Source organism: Kocuria rhizosphaerae (assembly GCF_044462265.1).
Lineage (GTDB): Bacteria > Actinomycetota > Actinomycetes > Actinomycetales > Micrococcaceae > Kocuria > Kocuria rhizosphaerae.
Window position 1 is genome coordinate 1 of sequence record NZ_JBISWL010000033.1, and the last position, 16,450, is coordinate 16,450.

At 72.0% G+C, this 16,450-nt stretch carries 14 protein-coding genes; 8 read left to right on the forward strand and 6 right to left on the reverse strand.

The genetic code is table 11. The annotated features are described in order from the left end of the window. Positions 1-50: 50 nt before the first annotated feature. A complete protein-coding gene (locus tag ACH9EU_RS04170; RefSeq protein WP_396412722.1) occupies positions 51-1,481 on the forward strand; it encodes an L-serine ammonia-lyase in 1,431 nt (476 codons plus the stop codon). Between the two features lie 110 nt (positions 1,482-1,591). Next, positions 1,592-2,095 (forward strand): DUF3237 domain-containing protein, encoded by a 504-nt coding sequence (locus tag ACH9EU_RS04175; protein ID WP_396412681.1) that lies wholly within the window; start codon positions 1,592-1,594, stop codon positions 2,093-2,095. A 42-nt stretch (positions 2,096-2,137) separates the two neighbouring features. Here the strand turns inward: ACH9EU_RS04175 and ACH9EU_RS04180 are convergent, their stop codons facing one another. Genes ACH9EU_RS04180 through ACH9EU_RS04200 form a run of 5 tightly spaced genes read right to left on the reverse strand, consistent with a single transcriptional unit; the run spans position 2,138 to position 7,688 of the window. Then, positions 2,138-3,184 (reverse strand): Ldh family oxidoreductase, encoded by a 1,047-nt coding sequence (locus tag ACH9EU_RS04180; RefSeq protein ID WP_396412682.1) that lies wholly within the window; start codon positions 3,182-3,184, stop codon positions 2,138-2,140. A gap of 55 nt (positions 3,185-3,239) precedes the next feature. Next, positions 3,240-4,640, reverse strand: coding sequence for an MmgE/PrpD family protein (locus tag ACH9EU_RS04185; RefSeq protein ID WP_396412683.1), 1,401 nt, complete (start codon positions 4,638-4,640; stop codon positions 3,240-3,242). Positions 4,641-4,644: 4 nt separating this feature from the next. Further along, a complete protein-coding gene (locus ACH9EU_RS04190; protein ID WP_396412684.1) occupies positions 4,645-6,165 on the reverse strand; it encodes a tripartite tricarboxylate transporter permease in 1,521 nt (506 codons plus the stop codon). Next, complete coding sequence (locus ACH9EU_RS04195; RefSeq protein ID WP_396412685.1) at positions 6,166-6,684, reverse strand: tripartite tricarboxylate transporter TctB family protein; 519 nt, start codon at positions 6,682-6,684, stop codon at positions 6,166-6,168. It lies immediately after the preceding gene. Positions 6,685-6,698: 14 nt separating this feature from the next. Further along, a complete protein-coding gene (locus ACH9EU_RS04200) occupies positions 6,699-7,688 on the reverse strand; it encodes a tripartite tricarboxylate transporter substrate-binding protein (RefSeq protein WP_396412686.1) in 990 nt (329 codons plus the stop codon). A 281-nt stretch (positions 7,689-7,969) separates the two neighbouring features. Between ACH9EU_RS04200 and ACH9EU_RS04205 the strand changes: the two genes are divergently transcribed. The 6 genes from ACH9EU_RS04205 (at position 7,970) to ACH9EU_RS04230 (ending at position 14,142) form a co-directional block, all read left to right on the forward strand. Continuing rightward, a complete protein-coding gene (locus ACH9EU_RS04205; protein WP_396412687.1) occupies positions 7,970-8,617 on the forward strand; it encodes a TetR family transcriptional regulator in 648 nt (215 codons plus the stop codon). Positions 8,618-8,807: 190 nt separating this feature from the next. Further along, entirely contained in the window at positions 8,808-9,650 is an 843-nt protein-coding gene (locus ACH9EU_RS04210; RefSeq protein ID WP_396412688.1) for an alpha/beta fold hydrolase, read from the forward strand. A gap of 43 nt (positions 9,651-9,693) precedes the next feature. After that, positions 9,694-11,241, forward strand: coding sequence for an NAD(P)-binding domain-containing protein (locus ACH9EU_RS04215; protein ID WP_396412689.1), 1,548 nt, complete (start codon positions 9,694-9,696; stop codon positions 11,239-11,241). A gap of 6 nt (positions 11,242-11,247) precedes the next feature. Then, entirely contained in the window at positions 11,248-11,949 is a 702-nt protein-coding gene (locus ACH9EU_RS04220) for an SDR family oxidoreductase (protein ID WP_396412690.1), read from the forward strand. Positions 11,950-12,037: 88 nt separating this feature from the next. Next, positions 12,038-13,036, forward strand: coding sequence for a 3-hydroxyacyl-CoA dehydrogenase NAD-binding domain-containing protein (locus ACH9EU_RS04225; RefSeq protein ID WP_396412691.1), 999 nt, complete (start codon positions 12,038-12,040; stop codon positions 13,034-13,036). Further along, positions 13,033-14,142, forward strand: coding sequence for a zinc-binding dehydrogenase (locus ACH9EU_RS04230; protein WP_396412692.1), 1,110 nt, complete (start codon positions 13,033-13,035; stop codon positions 14,140-14,142). The genes ACH9EU_RS04225 and ACH9EU_RS04230 overlap by 4 nt, the downstream gene beginning before the upstream one ends. A 174-nt stretch (positions 14,143-14,316) precedes the next feature. Here ACH9EU_RS04230 and ACH9EU_RS04235 read toward each other — a convergent pair whose 3' ends face one another. Then, positions 14,317-16,239: a metallophosphoesterase gene (locus tag ACH9EU_RS04235; protein WP_396412693.1), complete on the reverse strand. Its 1,923-nt coding sequence runs from the start codon at positions 16,237-16,239 to the stop codon at positions 14,317-14,319. Positions 16,240-16,450 lie beyond the last annotated feature (211 nt).

Sequence of the window (16,450 nt, forward strand, 5' to 3'; positions counted from 1 at the left end):
CCCACCCCCGCCCCTTCCCGGGGCACCACCTCCTTTGGAGCATCACCGTCATGGCCATCAGCGTCTTCGAACTGTTCACCGTGGGCATCGGCCCCTCGAGCTCCCACACCGTCGGCCCCATGCGCGCCGCGCGGCGCTTCGCCGAGACCCTGACCGCCGGCGACCTGCTGGAGCGCACCGCGGACCTGCGCGTGGACGTCTACGGGTCGCTGGCCGCGACCGGCCGCGGCCACGGCACCTTCACCGCGATCCTGCTGGGCCTGGAGGGCTACGACCCGGAGCAGGTCCTGCCCGACGAGGTCGAGGAGCGGCTGGAGGACATCGCCGCCACCGGGACGCTGCGCCTGTGCGCGGCCCTGGGGCACCGCTTGGACATCGCCTACCGGGTCGAGGACATGGTGCAGCACCCGCTGACCGTCCTGGAGCGGCACACCAACGGCATGCGCTTCCAGGCCCTGGACGACGCCGGCGCCGTGCTGGCCGACGAGACCTGGTTCTCCGTGGGCGGGGGGTTCATCGTCCAGGAGGGGCAGGAGGACGCCGCCGCCGCCGAGCTGGACGCCGCCAGCGCCCAGGTGCCCCACCCCTTCCGCACCGCCCGGGAGCTGCTGGCCCACTGCGACAGCACCGGCTTGCCGATGAGCGGGGTCATGCTGGCCAACGAGCGGACCTGGCGCGACGAGGACGAGATCCGGCGGCAGCTGCTGCACATCTGGACCGTGATGGAGGAGTGCAAGGACTCCAGCCTGCGGCGCACCGGCCCCCTCCCCGGCGGGCTGAACGTCGCCCGCCGCGCCCCGCAGTGGCACCGGCGCCTGCGCACCGAGGACCCGGACCGCGACCCCGGTTTCTGGCCGGAATGGGTGAACCTCGTGGCCCTGGCCGTCAACGAGGAGAACGCCTCCGGGGGGCGGGTCGTCACCGCCCCCACCAACGGAGCGGCCGGCATCATCCCGGCGGTCCTGTTCTACGCCACCCACTACTCCCCCGCCGCCCGCGCCGCCGCCGAGGAGGGCCCGGAGGCGCTCGAGGCGGCGAGGGGGGACATCGTGGTCCGCTTCCTGCTCACGGCCGGGGCGGTCGGGGTGCTGTACAAGGAGCAGGCCTCGATCTCCGGGGCCGAGGTCGGCTGCCAGGGCGAGGTCGGCTCGGCCTCCTCGATGGCCGCGGCCGGTCTCGCCGAGGTCCTGGGCGGGACCCCGCGCCAGGTGGAGAACGCCGCGGAGATCGCCATGGAGCACAACCTCGGGCTGACCTGCGACCCGATCGGCGGCCTCGTGCAGATCCCCTGCATCGAGCGCAACGCGATCGCCGCGACCAAGGCCATCAACGCCGCCAAGATGGCGATGTGGGGGGACGGCACGCACCGGGTGAGCCTCGACGAGGTCATCGTGACCATGCGCGAGACCGGCAAGGACATGAGCCACAAGTACAAGGAGACCGCCCTCGGCGGACTCGCCGTCAACGTCGTGGAGTGCTGACCCGCACGCCCTCACCCGACAGGACATCAGCGGGAGGCCGGCGCGGGCAGCCTGGGGCCACGCGAGCGGCGGACCACGCGGACCACGCCCCGACGACGGAAGGACTTCCCATGACCGCTCGCCCCGGCCGGCACACCCCCTCGGCGGGAACTCCGGCGCCCCCGCCCCTCGAATTCGTCGCCACCATCGAGGTGGACGTGGACCCGCCGATCACCGTGGGCAGGACCGTGGACGGGCTCCGCCGCGTGGTCCCCATCCGCGGCGGCCGGGTCCACGGCCCGGGAATCTCCGGGCGGGTGCTCGACGCCGGGGCGGACGTCCAGCAGTACCCCGGAGACGACGTCGCCTACCTCGCCGCCGACTACGTGCTGGAGCTCGAGGGCGGTCACCACGTGCTCGTGCAGAACCGCGCCGTGCGCACCGGCAGCGCCGAGGACCTGCGCACCGTGATGGAGGGCGGGACCGTGGACCCGGGCCGGATCTACTTCCGCTGCGTGCCGCGGCTGACCGCGGACGAGTCCGGGCCCTGGGCCTGGCTGAACCGGACCCTCTTCGTCGGCACCGGCGAGCGCCGCCCGGCCGGGGTGCGCATCGACGTGTTCCGGGTGGGCTGACGGCACCCGCCGTCGCGGGCGCGTCCCGGAAGGACGGATCGGCTACCGGGAGCCGGCCGGCCACGGCACGTCGAGGCGTTCCGCCAGCAGCTGGAGCGCCTCGACGGTGGACCCCGGAAGCACGACCCCGGAGGCCGCGGACTCCTTCCGGTCCTGCTCGGGATCGCCCGGGGCGAGCACCGGCGCGGCTCCTGCCCCGCGGATCGTGTCCCGCAGGCGCGCGACCTTCTCCTCGGTGTGCCTCCGGCCGGTGAACGCCTCGGCGTCCAGCGCGATCACCGTGTGCGCGGTGTTCATCCGGGAGCGCGGGGAGTTCCAGATGCTGCGGATCTCGTGGGAGTACGCCCCGTGGCTGAGCGAGGCGGCGAAGGCCTCCAGCAGGACGGCGACGGCCGACCCCTTGTGACCCCCGAAGGCCGTCAGCGACCCGGCCAGCGCCTCGGACGGATCCGTCGTCGGACGCCCCTGCGCGTCGACGGCCCAGTCCGCGGGAATGGGGCGGCCCTCGTTCCGCGCCGCGAGGATCTTGCCGTAGGCCCCGCTGCTGGTCGCGAGGTCAGCCGTGAGCGGGTGGCCGTCGGCGCCGGGGGCGGACAGCGTCAGGGGGTCGGTGCCGAGCACCTTCTCGCTGCCTCCGTACGGTGCGACGACGGGGCCGGTCGTCGACGTGAGGAACGACAGGAGCCCCCGGGACGCCAGGCGGTCCGTCCAGTAGGCGCCCGCACCGTAGTGGGTGCTCCCCTGCACGCAGACGGCGCCGACCCCGAACTCCTCGGCCCTGGCCGCGACCCCGTCGACGGCGGTGGCCATGGCCACCTGGCCGAGGGCTCCGTCGGCCTCCAGGACGCCCGCGGCGGCGCGCTCCGACACCCAGCGCAGGCGGGGCGTGGGGTTGATGCCGCCTTCCTCGATCGCGGCGATGTAGAAGGGCAGCCGCATCAGGCCGTGGGAGTGGGTTCCGCGGGCGTCGGCGTCGACCAGGGAGTCGGCGGTCGTCCTCGCGTGCTCGTCCCCGACGCCGACCGCGCGCAGGGCCGAGGCCGCGAAGTCGATGAGTGCCGCTGCGGAACGACCTGTCTCCGTGCTCATGGGCTCGTCCTCGTCCGTGTCGTGGGCATGGGGGTCCGGAGGGCGGCGACGACGGTCACGGGCCCTCCGTCCCGGAGGTCAGGAGGCCGGTCAGCTCGGACACGTCCGGGCAGCGCTCGAGGCCGAAGACCAGTTCCGCGATCGCCTCGATGCGGTCCCGGCCGATCCCGACGGCGGGCAGCAGCGAGGTGGCCAGCCCCTGCGCCGTGGACCGGTCGTACCGCAGGAGCTGGGGGTCCGTCCCGCCCAGCCTCCGGCCGTCGGTCAGCACGACCTCGACCGAGGCGCCGTGCCGGCCGCGGCGGGAGGGCGCGGGGTCCCGGTGCGGCTCCAGGACCACACGCTCCATGAACCGGAGGGGTTCGGGGGCGTCGAGGTCCCAGCCGGCGGGCAGGGACAGCTCCCCGTCGACGACGGCGCGCGCGGCGCAGTACGGCAGGCTCATCAGCGCCGCGGACGCCGTCCGGGGAGCCCCCGCGGCGCCGACGCCCGGGTAGTCCACGTCCTGCTGCTCCAGCGTGACGCGCACCTGCGCGATGTCCCGCGCACCGAGCCCTTCACGCCGGCAGAGGTCGAGCAGCTGCTGCATGGCCGCCTGGTTCAGGGCGCACACCGGGTACGCCTTGAGGAGGACATCGGAGATCGCCCAGGCGCCGTCCGGGCGGTCCGTGTCGACCGCGATGCCGGCGTCGTCCGCATAGGCCCGCAGGTACCCGGCGGGGCCTTCGAGGCTCGAGGCCGCGCCCCGGACGCCGTCCGCGGCCAGCAGGGCGGCGGTCAGGCCGTTGCGCGCGGCGAAGGCCGTGTGGAAGCGCCACTCGTCGGTCCCCTCCAGCCAGACCTGCATCAGCCCCGCCGCCTGGTGGGCGCCGAGGGCCATCGACGAGACGATCCGCGGGCTCGGCAGTCCGAGGGCGACGGCACAGGCGGTGGCGGACGCGATCGGCCCGTAGATCCCCGTGGGCCGGAAGCCCCGGGCGCGGGTGGGACCGACCGTGGCGGCACCGACCCGCGCGCCGGCCTCGTAGCCGGCCACCATGGCCTCGAGGAACCGCTTGCCGCTCACGGTGACGGCGTCGGAGAGCGCCAGCAGCGGGGGGATGACGGTGCTGCCGAAGTGGCTGGTCGCCGGGGGGTACTCGTCGTGCTGGGCGCGGGCCCCCATCAGGAGGGAGCCGTTCAGCACGGCGGCGTCCAGCGGGCTGCGGACAAGGTCCGGCAGGCGCCGGGCCGAACGGGCCGGCGGCATCCCCCGCGGCCACGGGGTCCGGTCGAGGCCGGGGACGTCCGTGCGGCGGGCCGCGAGCGCGACCACCAGGTTGTGGAAGAGGACGAGCTCGGCGTCGTCGACGACCTCCCGGCCGAGGTCCTCGAGCGAGACGGCCGCGGCCAGCGCGGCCAGCCGTTCGAGCAGGGAGCCGGGTCCCCGGAGGTCCACCGCGTCCGTCACGTCCACGGCCTCACACCCGGACGGTCTCGGTCTCGTCCGCGCGCCGGGCCATCCGCCGTTGCCGGACGGTCCGGGCGACGGACAGGGCGGCGGCCAGGGCCATGATCCCGTAGATGCCGAGGGCGATGGGGTCGGCGACGAAGGTGGTCATGTCCCCGCCGGAGAGCATCAGCGCCTGCCGGGCCGACTCCTCCAGGATCGGTCCCAGGACGAACGCCAGCACGAGCGGGCCGGGGTCGAACCCGGTCTTCTTCATCAGCCAGCCGAGGATGCCGAAGGCCAGGACCACCCACATGTCGAACGGGTCGTTGCTGATGGAGAAGACGCCGACCAGGACCACGAGCAGGGACAGGGTCACCAGCACCACGGGGCGCACGCGCAGCAGCTGCACGAAGATCCCGACCAGGGGGATGTTCAGCACGAGCAGCATGAGGTTGCCCACGAACATCGAGGCGATGACGCCCCAGAAGAGGTCGGGGTGCTCGGTGATCAGCCGTGGCCCGGGGGTGACGCCGTGCAGCAGCAGGGCGCCGAAGAGCAGCGCCAGGACCGCGTTGGAGGGCAGCCCGAGGACCAGCAGGGGGATGAAGGCGGAGGTGGAGGACGCGTTGTTGGCCGTCTCCGGGCCCGCGACACCGGCGATGGCGCCGTGACCGAACTCCTCCGGCTTCTTGGACAGGCGCTTCTCGAACCCGTACGACGCCAGCGAGGAGATGACACCGCCCCCGCCCGGCAGGATGCCGATGAGGAAGCCGAGGACCGAGCCGCGGCCGATGGAGCCGGAGGCGTCGGAGAAGTCCCGGCGGTTGGGCCAGATGTGCTTGATCTTCGTCTTGATGGCCTGCGCGGTCTCGGTCTGCTCCAGGTTGTGGAAGATCTCCCCCAGGCCGAAGAGCCCCATGGCCACCGCCACGAAGTCCAGACCGTCCAGCAGCTGCGGCGTGCCGAACGTGTAGCGGGGGGTGCCCGTCGCGAGCTCCTGCCCCACCGTGGCGAGGAGCAGGCCCAGCGCCGCCATGGACACCGCCTTGAGGAACGATCCGGTGCCGAGGGAGGTGATGAGGAACATGCCCAGGATCATCAGGGCGACGTAGGCGGTGGGCCCGAAGGCGACGGCCAGGTTGGCCAGCACCGGGGCCAGGAAGACGAGGCCGAAGATCGAGACCGTGCCGCCGATGAAGGAGCCGATCGCCGCGATGCCCAGGGCAGGGCCTGCCCTGCCCTTCCGCGCCATCTGGTACCCGTCGAAGGTCGTGACCACCGACGCCGCCTCGCCGGGCAGCCGCAGGAGCACGGAGGTGATGGTGCCCCCGTACATCGAGCCGTAGTAGATGCCGGCCAGCATGATGATGGCGGTCGCGGGCTCGAGGGTGAACGTCAGGGGCAGCAGCAGCGCGATCGTGGCCGTGGGCCCGAGACCCGGCAGCACGCCGATGGCGGTGCCGATGAGCACGCCGATGAAGACGTACAGGACGTTGGTCGGCTCGAAGGCCACCCCGAACCCGTACACGAGGCTGTTGATCGATTCCATCTAGACCCCCAGGATCATGGACATCAGCAGGTCCCGGGGAAGCCTGACGCCCAGGAACTCGTCGAAGAGCAGGTACAGCAGGACGGGTGCCGCCACGGCGAGCAGCACGGCGCTCGTCCAGCGCTCCCGGCCGAAGACCTTCAGCCACAGGAGCGTCATCGCGATGGCGGGAACGGTGAAGCCGATCCTCGGGAAGAGCACGATGAACACCGCGAGGCTCGCGACGGCCCCGAGCACCGTGAGCGAGTTCCGGCCCCACCGCTCCTGGCCCTCGTGGTCCCGCGTGAGCACGAGGAGACCGCCGAAGAGGACCAGGAGCACCGACACGGTCAGCGGCCACAGCCCGGGACCGGGCACGGACGGGCTCCCGATCTTCATCTGCGACGCCGCGAAGGCCGCGCCGGCGCCGAGGAGGAGCAGGACGGCGGCCGGGATCCTCCGGGCCGCCGTCAGGTGCCTCCGCTCCCTCGGCGCCCTGTCCTGCTCCGGGCCCCGGACGTCCTCGACGGCGTCGGTCATGGTCAGCCCCGCCATTACTCGCCGAGGATGGACTGGTAGACCTCGGCGCCCTCGTCGAGGTGCCGCTGCAGCTCCTCGGGGCCGCCGTAGGTCTCGGGCACGAAGCGCTCCCCGATGGCCTGGACCGTCTCCTCGTTCTGGAGGCACGTCTCCAGCGCGCCGCCCGCGGTGGAGACGACGTCCTCCGGCAGGCCAGCGGGGCCGGCCAGACCGTACGTGGTCACGGCGAGCGTCAGGTCCTCGTAGCCGAGGTCGACGAACGTGGGCGTGTCCGGGATGTGCTCCTGGCGCTCCTCGCCCGAGGTGAGCAGGACCCGGAAGGAGCCGTCCTCGATGCGGTCGGAGACCTCGGGGGCGTCGTTGATGAACGCGGCGTCGGCGTGCCCGCCCAGCAGCGCGGTGGTGGCTCCGGCGCTGCCGTCGAAGGCGACCACCGTGAGGTCCACCCCGTGGTCGTCCTCGAGGCGCTGGAGCTCGATGGCCTGCGGCGTGGACGAACCCGACACCGCCACGTTGAGCGTTCCCGGGTTCTCCTGGGCCGCGGCGAAGAACTCCTCCGCGGTCCGGTACGGGGAGTCCTTGCCGACGACGAGGTTCATGGGGACACGGGAGATGACGCCGATGGGCGTGACGTCCTCCTTGCCGTAGTCGAGGTCGTTGACCAGCGGCGTGAGCACCACCATGCCGGTCGAGACGATGGCGAGGGTGTGCCCGTCCGGCTCGGCCGAGGTCATCTCCTGGAGTCCGAGCGCGCCCGAGCCGCCGGGAACGTTCTCCGCGACCACCTCCTGGCCGAGCTCCTCCGACAGGCAGGGAGCGAGCGCCCGGGCGGTCACGTCGGTGGGACCGCCCGCGGCATAGGGAACGATGAACGTGACCGGCTCCGAGGGGTATTCGCCCCCGGACCCGCCGCCGGCCTCGCCCTGGGCGCATGCGGTCAGTGAGACGCCGAGGGCGGCGGCCGCCGTGAGCGACACCAGGGAGCGAGAGAAGTGTGCATTCATGAGGTGGTCCCTTCCAGGGGTCTTTCTTCGGGCAGTGGTCCGAAAAGCGAAGTGGACTATCACTTCTTGATGATGCGAGGCTACGGAGGTGCCCCATGTGTGTCAAGTCACATCCAGCACCGATTCCGCCACCGGCACGGGGCCTTCCGGCAGCCGGGGGACCCCGGACCGGACCGCGGACCGCCTGCTACGATTCTGCAACCCAGCACCCGGAGCCCGCCGCTCCACACCGATCCAGCGCTCGCCGCCCGCCGGCGCGCTTCACCGAAAGACTCGCCACCATGGCCAAATCCCCGGGCCTCCGAGAAGCGTCGAAGAAGGACCGAGCGTCGCGGATCCAGGCGGCGGCGGAGGCGCTCCTCCGCGACCGCAGCATCAACGAGATCACCACCAAGGAGGTCGCCGAGCACGCCGGCATCGGGGAGGCCACGCTGTTCCGGTACATCGGCTCCAAGCACGAGCTCCTCTTCATGGTCTACGGCAACCGGATGGACGCCATCCTGTCCCGGATCGAGGAGACCGACGCCCTCGCGGCCGCCGGGGCCGGCGCGGACAGCCCGTCCGGGCGGCACTACGTCGACCGCGTCCTCGACGCCTACCGGGTGCGGTGCGAGTTCTACCTGGAGAACCCCGAGAACGCCGCGATCTACCTGCGCGCCGGCTTCGACCGGCAGAACCTGAGCCGGGGACGGAACATCGCCCAGGGCGACCGGTCCATCCGGCTCACCGCCTCCGTCCTCACCGAGGGGCAGGGCCGCGGGGTCCTCCTCCGGACGGTCGACCCGCTGCTCGTCGCCCAGAACTGCCACGCGATCTACATGCACGAGATCGACAGGACCCCCACCCGGGGACTGCCCCCGGAGACCATCTGGGAGCGCGTGGGCGCGCGGATGCACGCGCAGCTCGACCCCCTCGTCCTGGACGACTGAGCCCTCTCCGCCGGCTCCGGCCGCCGCCCGGCGCCGTCGGCGGGGCGAGCGCCGCCGGCGCGGACCCGGCGACATCGACGGCCCCCTCTTCTCATCGCTGACAGGCTGTGGTAGAAGTTACATCCATGAACTGATAGTCCACTCCATTTTGAGTGGACTATCACGCACTCGTCGACGGAGGGTCAGCGACATGGGATTCCAGCCCGACTTCACCCAGGGAACGGTTCGGGTCGCGGGAGGCGACGTCCGGTACTACGACTCCGGCCCGGTGGACGACCGCCAGGGCACGATCGTCCTGATCCACGGGACGGGCGGCTCCGCCTACGGCAGCTTCTGGGCGCTCATGCCGATGCTGTCCTTCAAGTACAAGGTGGTGGCCCTCGACCTGACGGACGTCCGGGGCGAGGACACGACCGTCTCCGACTACGTGGAGCAGACCCTGGCCGTCATCGACGCCACGACGTCGACGCCCGTCACGGTGGTGGGCTACTCGCTGGGGGCCGTGGTCGCGGCGACGCTCGCGTCCGAACGCCCCGACGTCGTCAGCAATCTGGTCCTCGTCGCCGGGTGGCTGGCCACCGACCAGCACCAGCTGCTGCGCAACGACCTGTGGTTCCGGCTCCGCGACGAGGCGCCCGGGCTGCTCGGGGAGTTCACCGTCCTGACCTCGTTCAGCCACCGGTTCCTGTCGTCGAAGACGGCCCCCGAGATCGCCGGGCTGGTGGAGGGCGTCCAGAACGGCCCCGACCGGAGCGTGAAGATGCTGCTCAACCGGGCGGTCGACCTGACGGACGCCGCGTCCCGCATCCACGCCCGGACGCTCGTGATCGGCTGCACGGAGGACCTGATGGTCCCCGTGGCGCACTCCTACGCCCTGTACGCCGCCATTCCGAACGCGACGTTCGTCGAGATCCGATCCGGGCACTCGGTCATGCACGAACGTCCGGCCGAGGTCTTCAAGCGCATCCACGACTTCGTCCTCGACCGGACCCCGCACCTCGAGGGCACCGTCCTGCCCCCGATCCATGCGTGACCCGTCCGCACTCCCCGGCCACCATTCACCGAAGGACACCCACGTGAACGCCACAGCACCGCACGACACCGCACCGCACGACACCGACGTCATCATCATCGGGACCGGCTTCTCCGGGCTCGCCATGGGGACGCGCCTCAAGCGCGCCGGCTTCGACGACTTCCTGCTCCTGGAACGCGCCGCCGCGATCGGGGGCACGTGGCGGGACAACACCTACCCGGGTGCCGCCTGCGACATCCAGTCCCACCTCTACTCCTACTCCTTCCGCCCGAACCCCGACTGGTCCCGGGTCTACGCGGGGCAGTCCGAGATCCTGCAGTACCTCGAGGACACCGCCGACGAGGAAGGCCTCCGCGGCCACATCCGGTTCCGCCACGAGGTGTCGGCCGCCACGTGGGACGACGAGACTGCCCGGTGGACCGTCGTCGCCGGCGGGCACTCCTTCAGCTGCCGGATCCTCGTGACCGCCTCCGGCCACCTGTCCGACCCGAAGATCCCCGAGCTGCCGGGCATCGGTGAGTTCCGCGGCACGATCTTCCACTCGGCGCGGTGGGACCACTCGGCAGACCTCCGGGGCAAGCGGGTCGGCGTGGTGGGCACGGGGGCCTCCGCGATCCAGATCGTCCCGGCGATCGCCCCGGAGGCGGAGCACGTCACCGTCTTCCAACGCTCCGCGCCCTACGTCATCCCCCGCGTCGACCGGGAGTACTCGGACGTGGAGAAGCAGATGTTCCGGAAGGTGCCCGCCAAGGCCCAGGAGCTGCGCGACGAGCTGTTCTGGTGGAACGAGTCGCGCTTCCCGCAGCGCCGGCTGGTGCCGGACTTCCTGGCCCAGATCCGCGCGCTCGCGGACCGGCACCGGCAGCAGCAGATCTCCGACCCCGAGCTCATGCGCAAGGTCACCCCCGACTACGAGGTGGGGTGCAAGCGGATCCTGATCTCCAACGACTGGTACCCGGCGCTCGAACGGGACGACGTCTCGCTGGAGACCTCCCTGATCGAGCGCATGACACCGGACGGGGCCGTCCTCACCGACGGCCGTGAGGAGCCGCTGGACGTGCTCGTGCTGAGCACGGGGTTCGAGGCCAGCGACCTCCCGATCGCCTACCGGATCTTCGGCAGGGGCGGCCGGTCCCTGGCCGGCCACTGGGCGGAGGCCGGCGAACAGGCCTACGCGTGCACCACGGTCACGGGCTTCCCGAACCTCTTCGTGATGCTCGGGCCCAACACCGGGCTCGGTGCCGGGTCGATCATCTTCATGGTCGAGACCCAGGCGCAGTACATCCTCGAGGCCGTCGGGTACATGACGGCGAACGGCGTCCGCTCCCTGGAGGTCCCGCGGTCGGCCGAGGAGCACTACGCCCGGTCCCTCGTGGAGCGCAGCGAGGGGACCGTCTGGGTCTCCGGGGGCTGCAAGTCCTGGTACCTGGACCGCAACGGCCGGCTGACCACGCTGTGGCCGGACTTCATGACCGAGTTCCGCCGGGAGAACGGGTCCTTCCGGCCGGAGGCGTACGTCGTGGACGGCGGCGGCCGCACGAAGGCCTCCATGGTCGACAGCCTGCCCTCGGCCCACGCCCCCGCGGAGTAGGCCGGAATGCGACAGCGTGTCCTCGTCACCGGCGGCTCCTCGGGAATCGGCGCCGCCATCGCCCGCCGCAGCGCCTCGGAGGGCCACGAGGTCGAGATCATCGACCTCGTGGGTCCCGACGCCGTCCACGCCGACCTCTCCTCCGTCGAGCAGACGGCCGCGGCCCTCGACGAGGTGCTGCGCCGGGGCCCCGTCACCCGTCTCGTGAACAACGTGGGATACATCCGGCCCGCCCCCGTCTCGGAGCTGGACCTCGAGGACTGGGACAGGACCGTGCAGATCAACCTCAGGAGCGCCGTGCAGTGCGTCCAGGCGGTGCTGCCCGGGATGCGCGAGGAGGGCTTCGGCCGGATGGTCAACATCTCGTCCCGGGCCGCTCTCGGCAAGGAGGGGCGGGCGGCCTACGGCTCGGCGAAGGCCGGCCTCATCGGCCTGACGCGGACGCTGGCCCTGGAGCTGGCCGCGGACGGGATCACGGTCAACGCCGTCGCGCCCGGGCCGATCCGCACGGCCCTGTTCGACCAGGCCAATCCCCCCGGGGCCGCCCGGACCCGGGCGATCATCGACTCGATCCCGGTGCGGCGGGTCGGTGAGCCGGAGGACGTCGCGCACGCCGCGGCGTACTTCCTCGACGAGCGGTCCGGCTTCGTGACCGGCCAGACCCTCTACGTCTGCGGGGGCAAGACCGTGGGCCTCGCCCCGATCTGATCGCGGGCAGACACCGGTCCGGCCCCGAGACCGGCCCCGCGTCCGAGCACGAATCCGCCCCAGATCCGATCTCGTGGAGGAGTCCACCATGCAGCAGGAGCAGCGCACGTGCGCCGTCGTCGGCACCGGCCAGATGGGTGCGGGCATCGCCGCGGTCATGGCCTCGGCCGGGTTCCACGTCGCCCTCGCCGACGCGTCGCCCGAGACGGCCCGAGCCGCCAAGGAGCGGCTGCTCGAGGGCGCCGGACGGGACGCCGCGGACATCGCGGCGCGGATCGAGTGCCACGACTCCATCGAGGACGCGTGCCGGCACGCCGGGTACGTCACCGAGGCCGTCCGGGAGGACCCCGCTGTCAAGCGGGAGGTCCTCGCCCGCATCTCCGCGGTGGTGCCGGACGGAGCCGTCGTCGCGACCAACACCTCGGCCATCCCCATCCGGGACCTCTCCGGCGCCGTGCGGGACGAGACCCGCTTCCTGGGCGTGCACTGGATGTACCCGCCGGGCCTGATCCCCGCCGTGGAGGTGATCCCCGGGCCGAGGACCTCGGAGGACACCGTGCGGAGCGCGGTCTCCCTCCTCGAGGAGCTCGAGAAGGTCCCTGTCGTGGTGGCCGACTCCCCCGGGTTCGTGGCCAACCGGCTGCAGTTCGCTCTCGTGCGCGAGGCCCACCTCATGCTGGGCGAGGGACTGGCGAGCGCTGAGGACATCGACACGGTGGTCAGCAACAGCTTCGGGTTCCGCCTGGCCGCGTTCGGTCCCTTCCTCATCGGGGACATGGCCGGCCTCGACGTCTACGCGGGGGCCTACCGCACCCTCGAGGACGCCTACGGTGAACGGTTCTCGGTGCCGCGATCCATAGCGGAGGCCGTGGCCGGTGGAAGACTGGGGCTGAAGTCCGGGCAGGGACTGCTGGGCGACTATCCCCCGGAGCGGCGGGAGGAGCTCCTCGCCCTGCGGGACGAGGCCTACGCCGCGCTGCTCCGGTTCCGCCGGGCGCTTCCCGGCCCGGCCCAGGACATCCGAACGAACCACGACACGACCCACGGCACGACCCACGACAGCGGAGCATCGGAGGAGACATCGTGAAAGCACACGTTCTCAGGACCGGCGGAGACGACCTCGCCCTCGAGGAGATCGGCATCGCCGCACCCGGCGAGGGGGAGGTCCTGGTCCGGGTCGCCGCCTGCGGCGTCTGCCACACGGATCTGCACGTCATCAAGGACGAGGTCGCGTTCCCCAAGCCCTGCGTGCTCGGGCACGAGATCTCGGGGTGGGTCGAGGAGACCGGCCCCGGCGTCGACGGGCTGTCGGCCGGCGACCGCGTGGCCTGCAGCTTCGTCATGCCCTGCGGGGCGTGCCGCCACTGCCGCCGCGGCAACGAGGACCTCTGCGAGGAGTTCTTCGCCAAGAACCGCCTCAAGGGCCAGCTCTACGACGGCACCACCCGCCTCTCCGACGCCGAGGGCGCCCCGGTGGCCATGTACTCGATGGCCGGGCTGGCCGAGTACGCCGTCGTCCCGGCGACCGCGGTGTTCCGCGTGCCGGAGAGCATTCCCCTGGAGAAGGCCGCGATCCTGGGCTGCAGCGTCTTCACCAGCTACGGGGCCGTGCACAACGTCGGGCAGGTCCGCCCCGGGGACACCGTGGCCGTGGTCGCGGTGGGCGGGATCGGCCTGAACATCGTCCAGATGGCCGCCGCCCACGGCGCCGAACGCATCGTGGCGGTGGACATCAGCGACGAGAAGCTCGAGCTCGCCCGCCGCATGGGCGCCACCGACACCGTCAACTCGCTGAACGAGGACCCCGACGAGGCCGTCCGGGCCCTGACGGACGGCCACGGGGTGGACGTGGCCTTCGAGGCCTTCGGCAGCGCCCCGACCGTCCGCACGGCCGTGGACCTCGTCGACGACGGCGGCCGGGTGGTCCTCGTGGGCATCGCCCCCGCCGGGGTGGAGGCGCAGATCAACATCGCCCACGTGGTCCGGCGGAAGATCCAGATCCTCGGCTCCTACGGCGCCCGCGCGTCCCAGGACATGCCCGCCGTCCTGGACCTGGTGGCCGAGGGCCGGATCGCCCTGGACGATCTCCTCACCGACACCTACGCGTTCGCCGACGCCGACCGCGCCTACAAGGACCTCGCCGCCCGGCGCATCCGCGGACGGGCCGTGGTCACCATGGGCGCGCCGTCCTGACCGGGACGCACCGGGCCCGACCGGGCGTCGGCGCGGCTGGTGCCGGCACCGCCCTGTGCCGACGCGCCGACGGCGGGGCCCGGTGGCTCGCGGAGGCCTTCAGGGGCCACTGACCGCGGCGGCGGGAGACCGGCGCCGCGGCCGGGGCGCCACGGCCGGCGCGGCGCCGTCGGGTCAGCCGGCCCTGCCGCAGTCGGCGGTGGGTGCTGCGACCCTGCCCTCGGCGTCGAGGTGGACGGTCACGACGTCGTCGTACTCCCGGCGCTCGGTGCGCTCCAGGTCGTAGTCCTCGTCCAGGACCGGGAAGACGTGGACGGGGGTGAGGGTCATCTCGGCACCGCAGGCCGTGCGCTCGAGGTCCATCTGGAGGTGGCCGTAGTGCAGTCCGCCGGAGGTGAGCTGCAGGACCCCGTTCTCGTCCTTCTCCCACAGCTCCGGTTCGTCCGCGGCGGCCATCCACCGGGAGTGGGTGTTGAAGCGCAGCGGCGCGTAGGAGCCGTCCTGCGTCTCGACGAGCTGCTCACCGCGCAGCCCGTCGGCGGCGACGCCGACGTCGTAGGAGTGGAAGCCCAGCCCGTCGCCGTCCTCGTCCACGAAGGACCGCTCGAACATCTCGTCGTGGCCGGAGACCACGGTGGCCACGCCGTGCTTCTCGAACAGCGGGGTGTAGGCGCGCATCGCGGTGCCGGACTGGTTGTCCGCGTGCTCGTGGTTGGGCGGGGTGCCGTGCACGCCGTTGGAGTAGGCGGCGTGGTGGAACTGGACGACGACGATCTGTCCCTGCTCGCGCGCCTCGGCCAGCTGGCGCTCGGCCCACTCCCACTGGGCGGACCCGGGGTTGAAGGACGGCAGGTCCGCGGCGGCGGTCCCGGGGAAGAGCTCGGCGTACGCGGAGGCGTATTCCGCCGCCGTGAACTCGCCCTGCGTGTCCGTGGAGAGGTTGTCCGCGGTCAGGCTGGTGTCGTCGCCGGAGAACACCGGGTTGGACAGGGTGCCGGTGCGGGTGTTCTCGTCCGGGATGCCGTTGGTGGAGTCCAGGGTCAGGACGGTGACGGGTCCGTGGTCGGTCCGGTAGTAGGAGCCCTGGTGCTGCGGGTTCTGCGAGTCCCCTGCGTTGTCGAAGTAGGTCAGGTACTTGTTCCGCGAGACGACCGCGGGAGTCCGGTCTTCGGGTGTGCCGTACCCGCCGTTGATCGAGGCGTAGGTCTCCCAGTTGCCCAGGGCGGTCAGGAAGGGCACGGAGGAGGCCAGGTCGCCGTGTTCGCCGGCCACGTAGCCGAAGAACTCGTCCCAGCCCGGCTGGTAGCCCCCGCCCTGGGTGATGTCCCCGGCGATCATCATCAGGTCCGGATCGGCCTGCTCGATCACGGCCATGTTCTCCTTCATGGCCGTGTCCTGGCTCATGGGGTAGCGCAGGGTGAACTCGCCGTAGCGGGTGGCGCTGCCGAACGTCCGGTCCCACAGGGAGCCGGCCCCTGGGCGCTGCAGCGAGCCCTCGGCATAGCCGGTGACCGGGTTGATCTCCCACTCGCGGTGCTCCACGCGGCCCTTCGGCTCGGTCTCGGAGTCCGCGAACGCCACGATGCGCAGGTTGTTCCAGTTCTCCCCGTCCGGCGCGGTCCTGAACGAGCTGCGGTGCTCGACGCCGTTCTGGGTGACCGTGTAGGAGTACTCCTTGCCGGCCTTCAGGCCGTCCACCGTGACGGAGTGCTTGTAGTTGCTGTCGGCCTTCAACCAGGACCCCTGCTCCAGGCCCTCGATGGACTGGGCCCGCTCCTTGTCCGTGTAGTCCAGCAGCGGCCGGTCCTCGGGGGTGGACGTCAGCGTGACCACGTTGCCGGCTCCCCGGCCCTTGCCGCCGCCGATCCCGGGCCCGGTGACGCGCACCGTGCCGGGATCGCCGAGCTCGCTGATCCAGTTCAGCGTCATGCTGTCGCTGCGCGGGTCCTGCAGGTAGGGCAGCACCCGGAACCCCGGCTGCGGGGCCGGGACGGCCTCGGCGGTGCTCAGGGCAGCCGGGGCGGCAGACGCCGAGGGGGAAAGCGCCAGGGGCACGGCGACAACGGCAGCGGCCAGGGCGGCGGAGCGGAGTTTCACAGGGGGAGGTCCTTCGTGGATGCGGAGACGGATGGGACCACCCGATCCTGGGCCAGGCGCATGGGGACGGGTTGTCCTGTTCCTTGACACCCGGTGACCGCGCCGTGAACGAACGGGAGGAGTGGGCCTCCCGGAGCCCGCGACCGGCTGCTCGGAGGCGGGCCAGGACGCGATAGAACGGTGTGGGGACCTGCTGCTTCCGCTCCCAGGT

Coding starts and splice junctions, on each gene's coding strand:
- ACH9EU_RS04205 (WP_396412687.1), top strand. CDS start 7,970: ATGGCCAAATCCCCGGGCCTCCGAGAAGCGTCGAAGAAGGACCGAGCG.
- ACH9EU_RS04175 (WP_396412681.1), top strand. CDS start 1,592: ATGACCGCTCGCCCCGGCCGGCACACCCCCTCGGCGGGAACTCCGGCG.
- ACH9EU_RS04190 (WP_396412684.1), bottom strand. CDS start 6,165: ATGGAATCGATCAACAGCCTCGTGTACGGGTTCGGGGTGGCCTTCGAG.
- ACH9EU_RS04180 (WP_396412682.1), bottom strand. CDS start 3,184: ATGAGCACGGAGACAGGTCGTTCCGCAGCGGCACTCATCGACTTCGCG.
- ACH9EU_RS04210 (WP_396412688.1), top strand. CDS start 8,808: ATGGGATTCCAGCCCGACTTCACCCAGGGAACGGTTCGGGTCGCGGGA.
- ACH9EU_RS04220 (WP_396412690.1), top strand. CDS start 11,248: ATGCGACAGCGTGTCCTCGTCACCGGCGGCTCCTCGGGAATCGGCGCC.
- ACH9EU_RS04195 (WP_396412685.1), bottom strand. CDS start 6,684: ATGACCGACGCCGTCGAGGACGTCCGGGGCCCGGAGCAGGACAGGGCG.
- ACH9EU_RS04170 (WP_396412722.1), top strand. CDS start 51: ATGGCCATCAGCGTCTTCGAACTGTTCACCGTGGGCATCGGCCCCTCG.
- ACH9EU_RS04225 (WP_396412691.1), top strand. CDS start 12,038: ATGCAGCAGGAGCAGCGCACGTGCGCCGTCGTCGGCACCGGCCAGATG.
- ACH9EU_RS04200 (WP_396412686.1), bottom strand. CDS start 7,688: ATGAATGCACACTTCTCTCGCTCCCTGGTGTCGCTCACGGCGGCCGCC.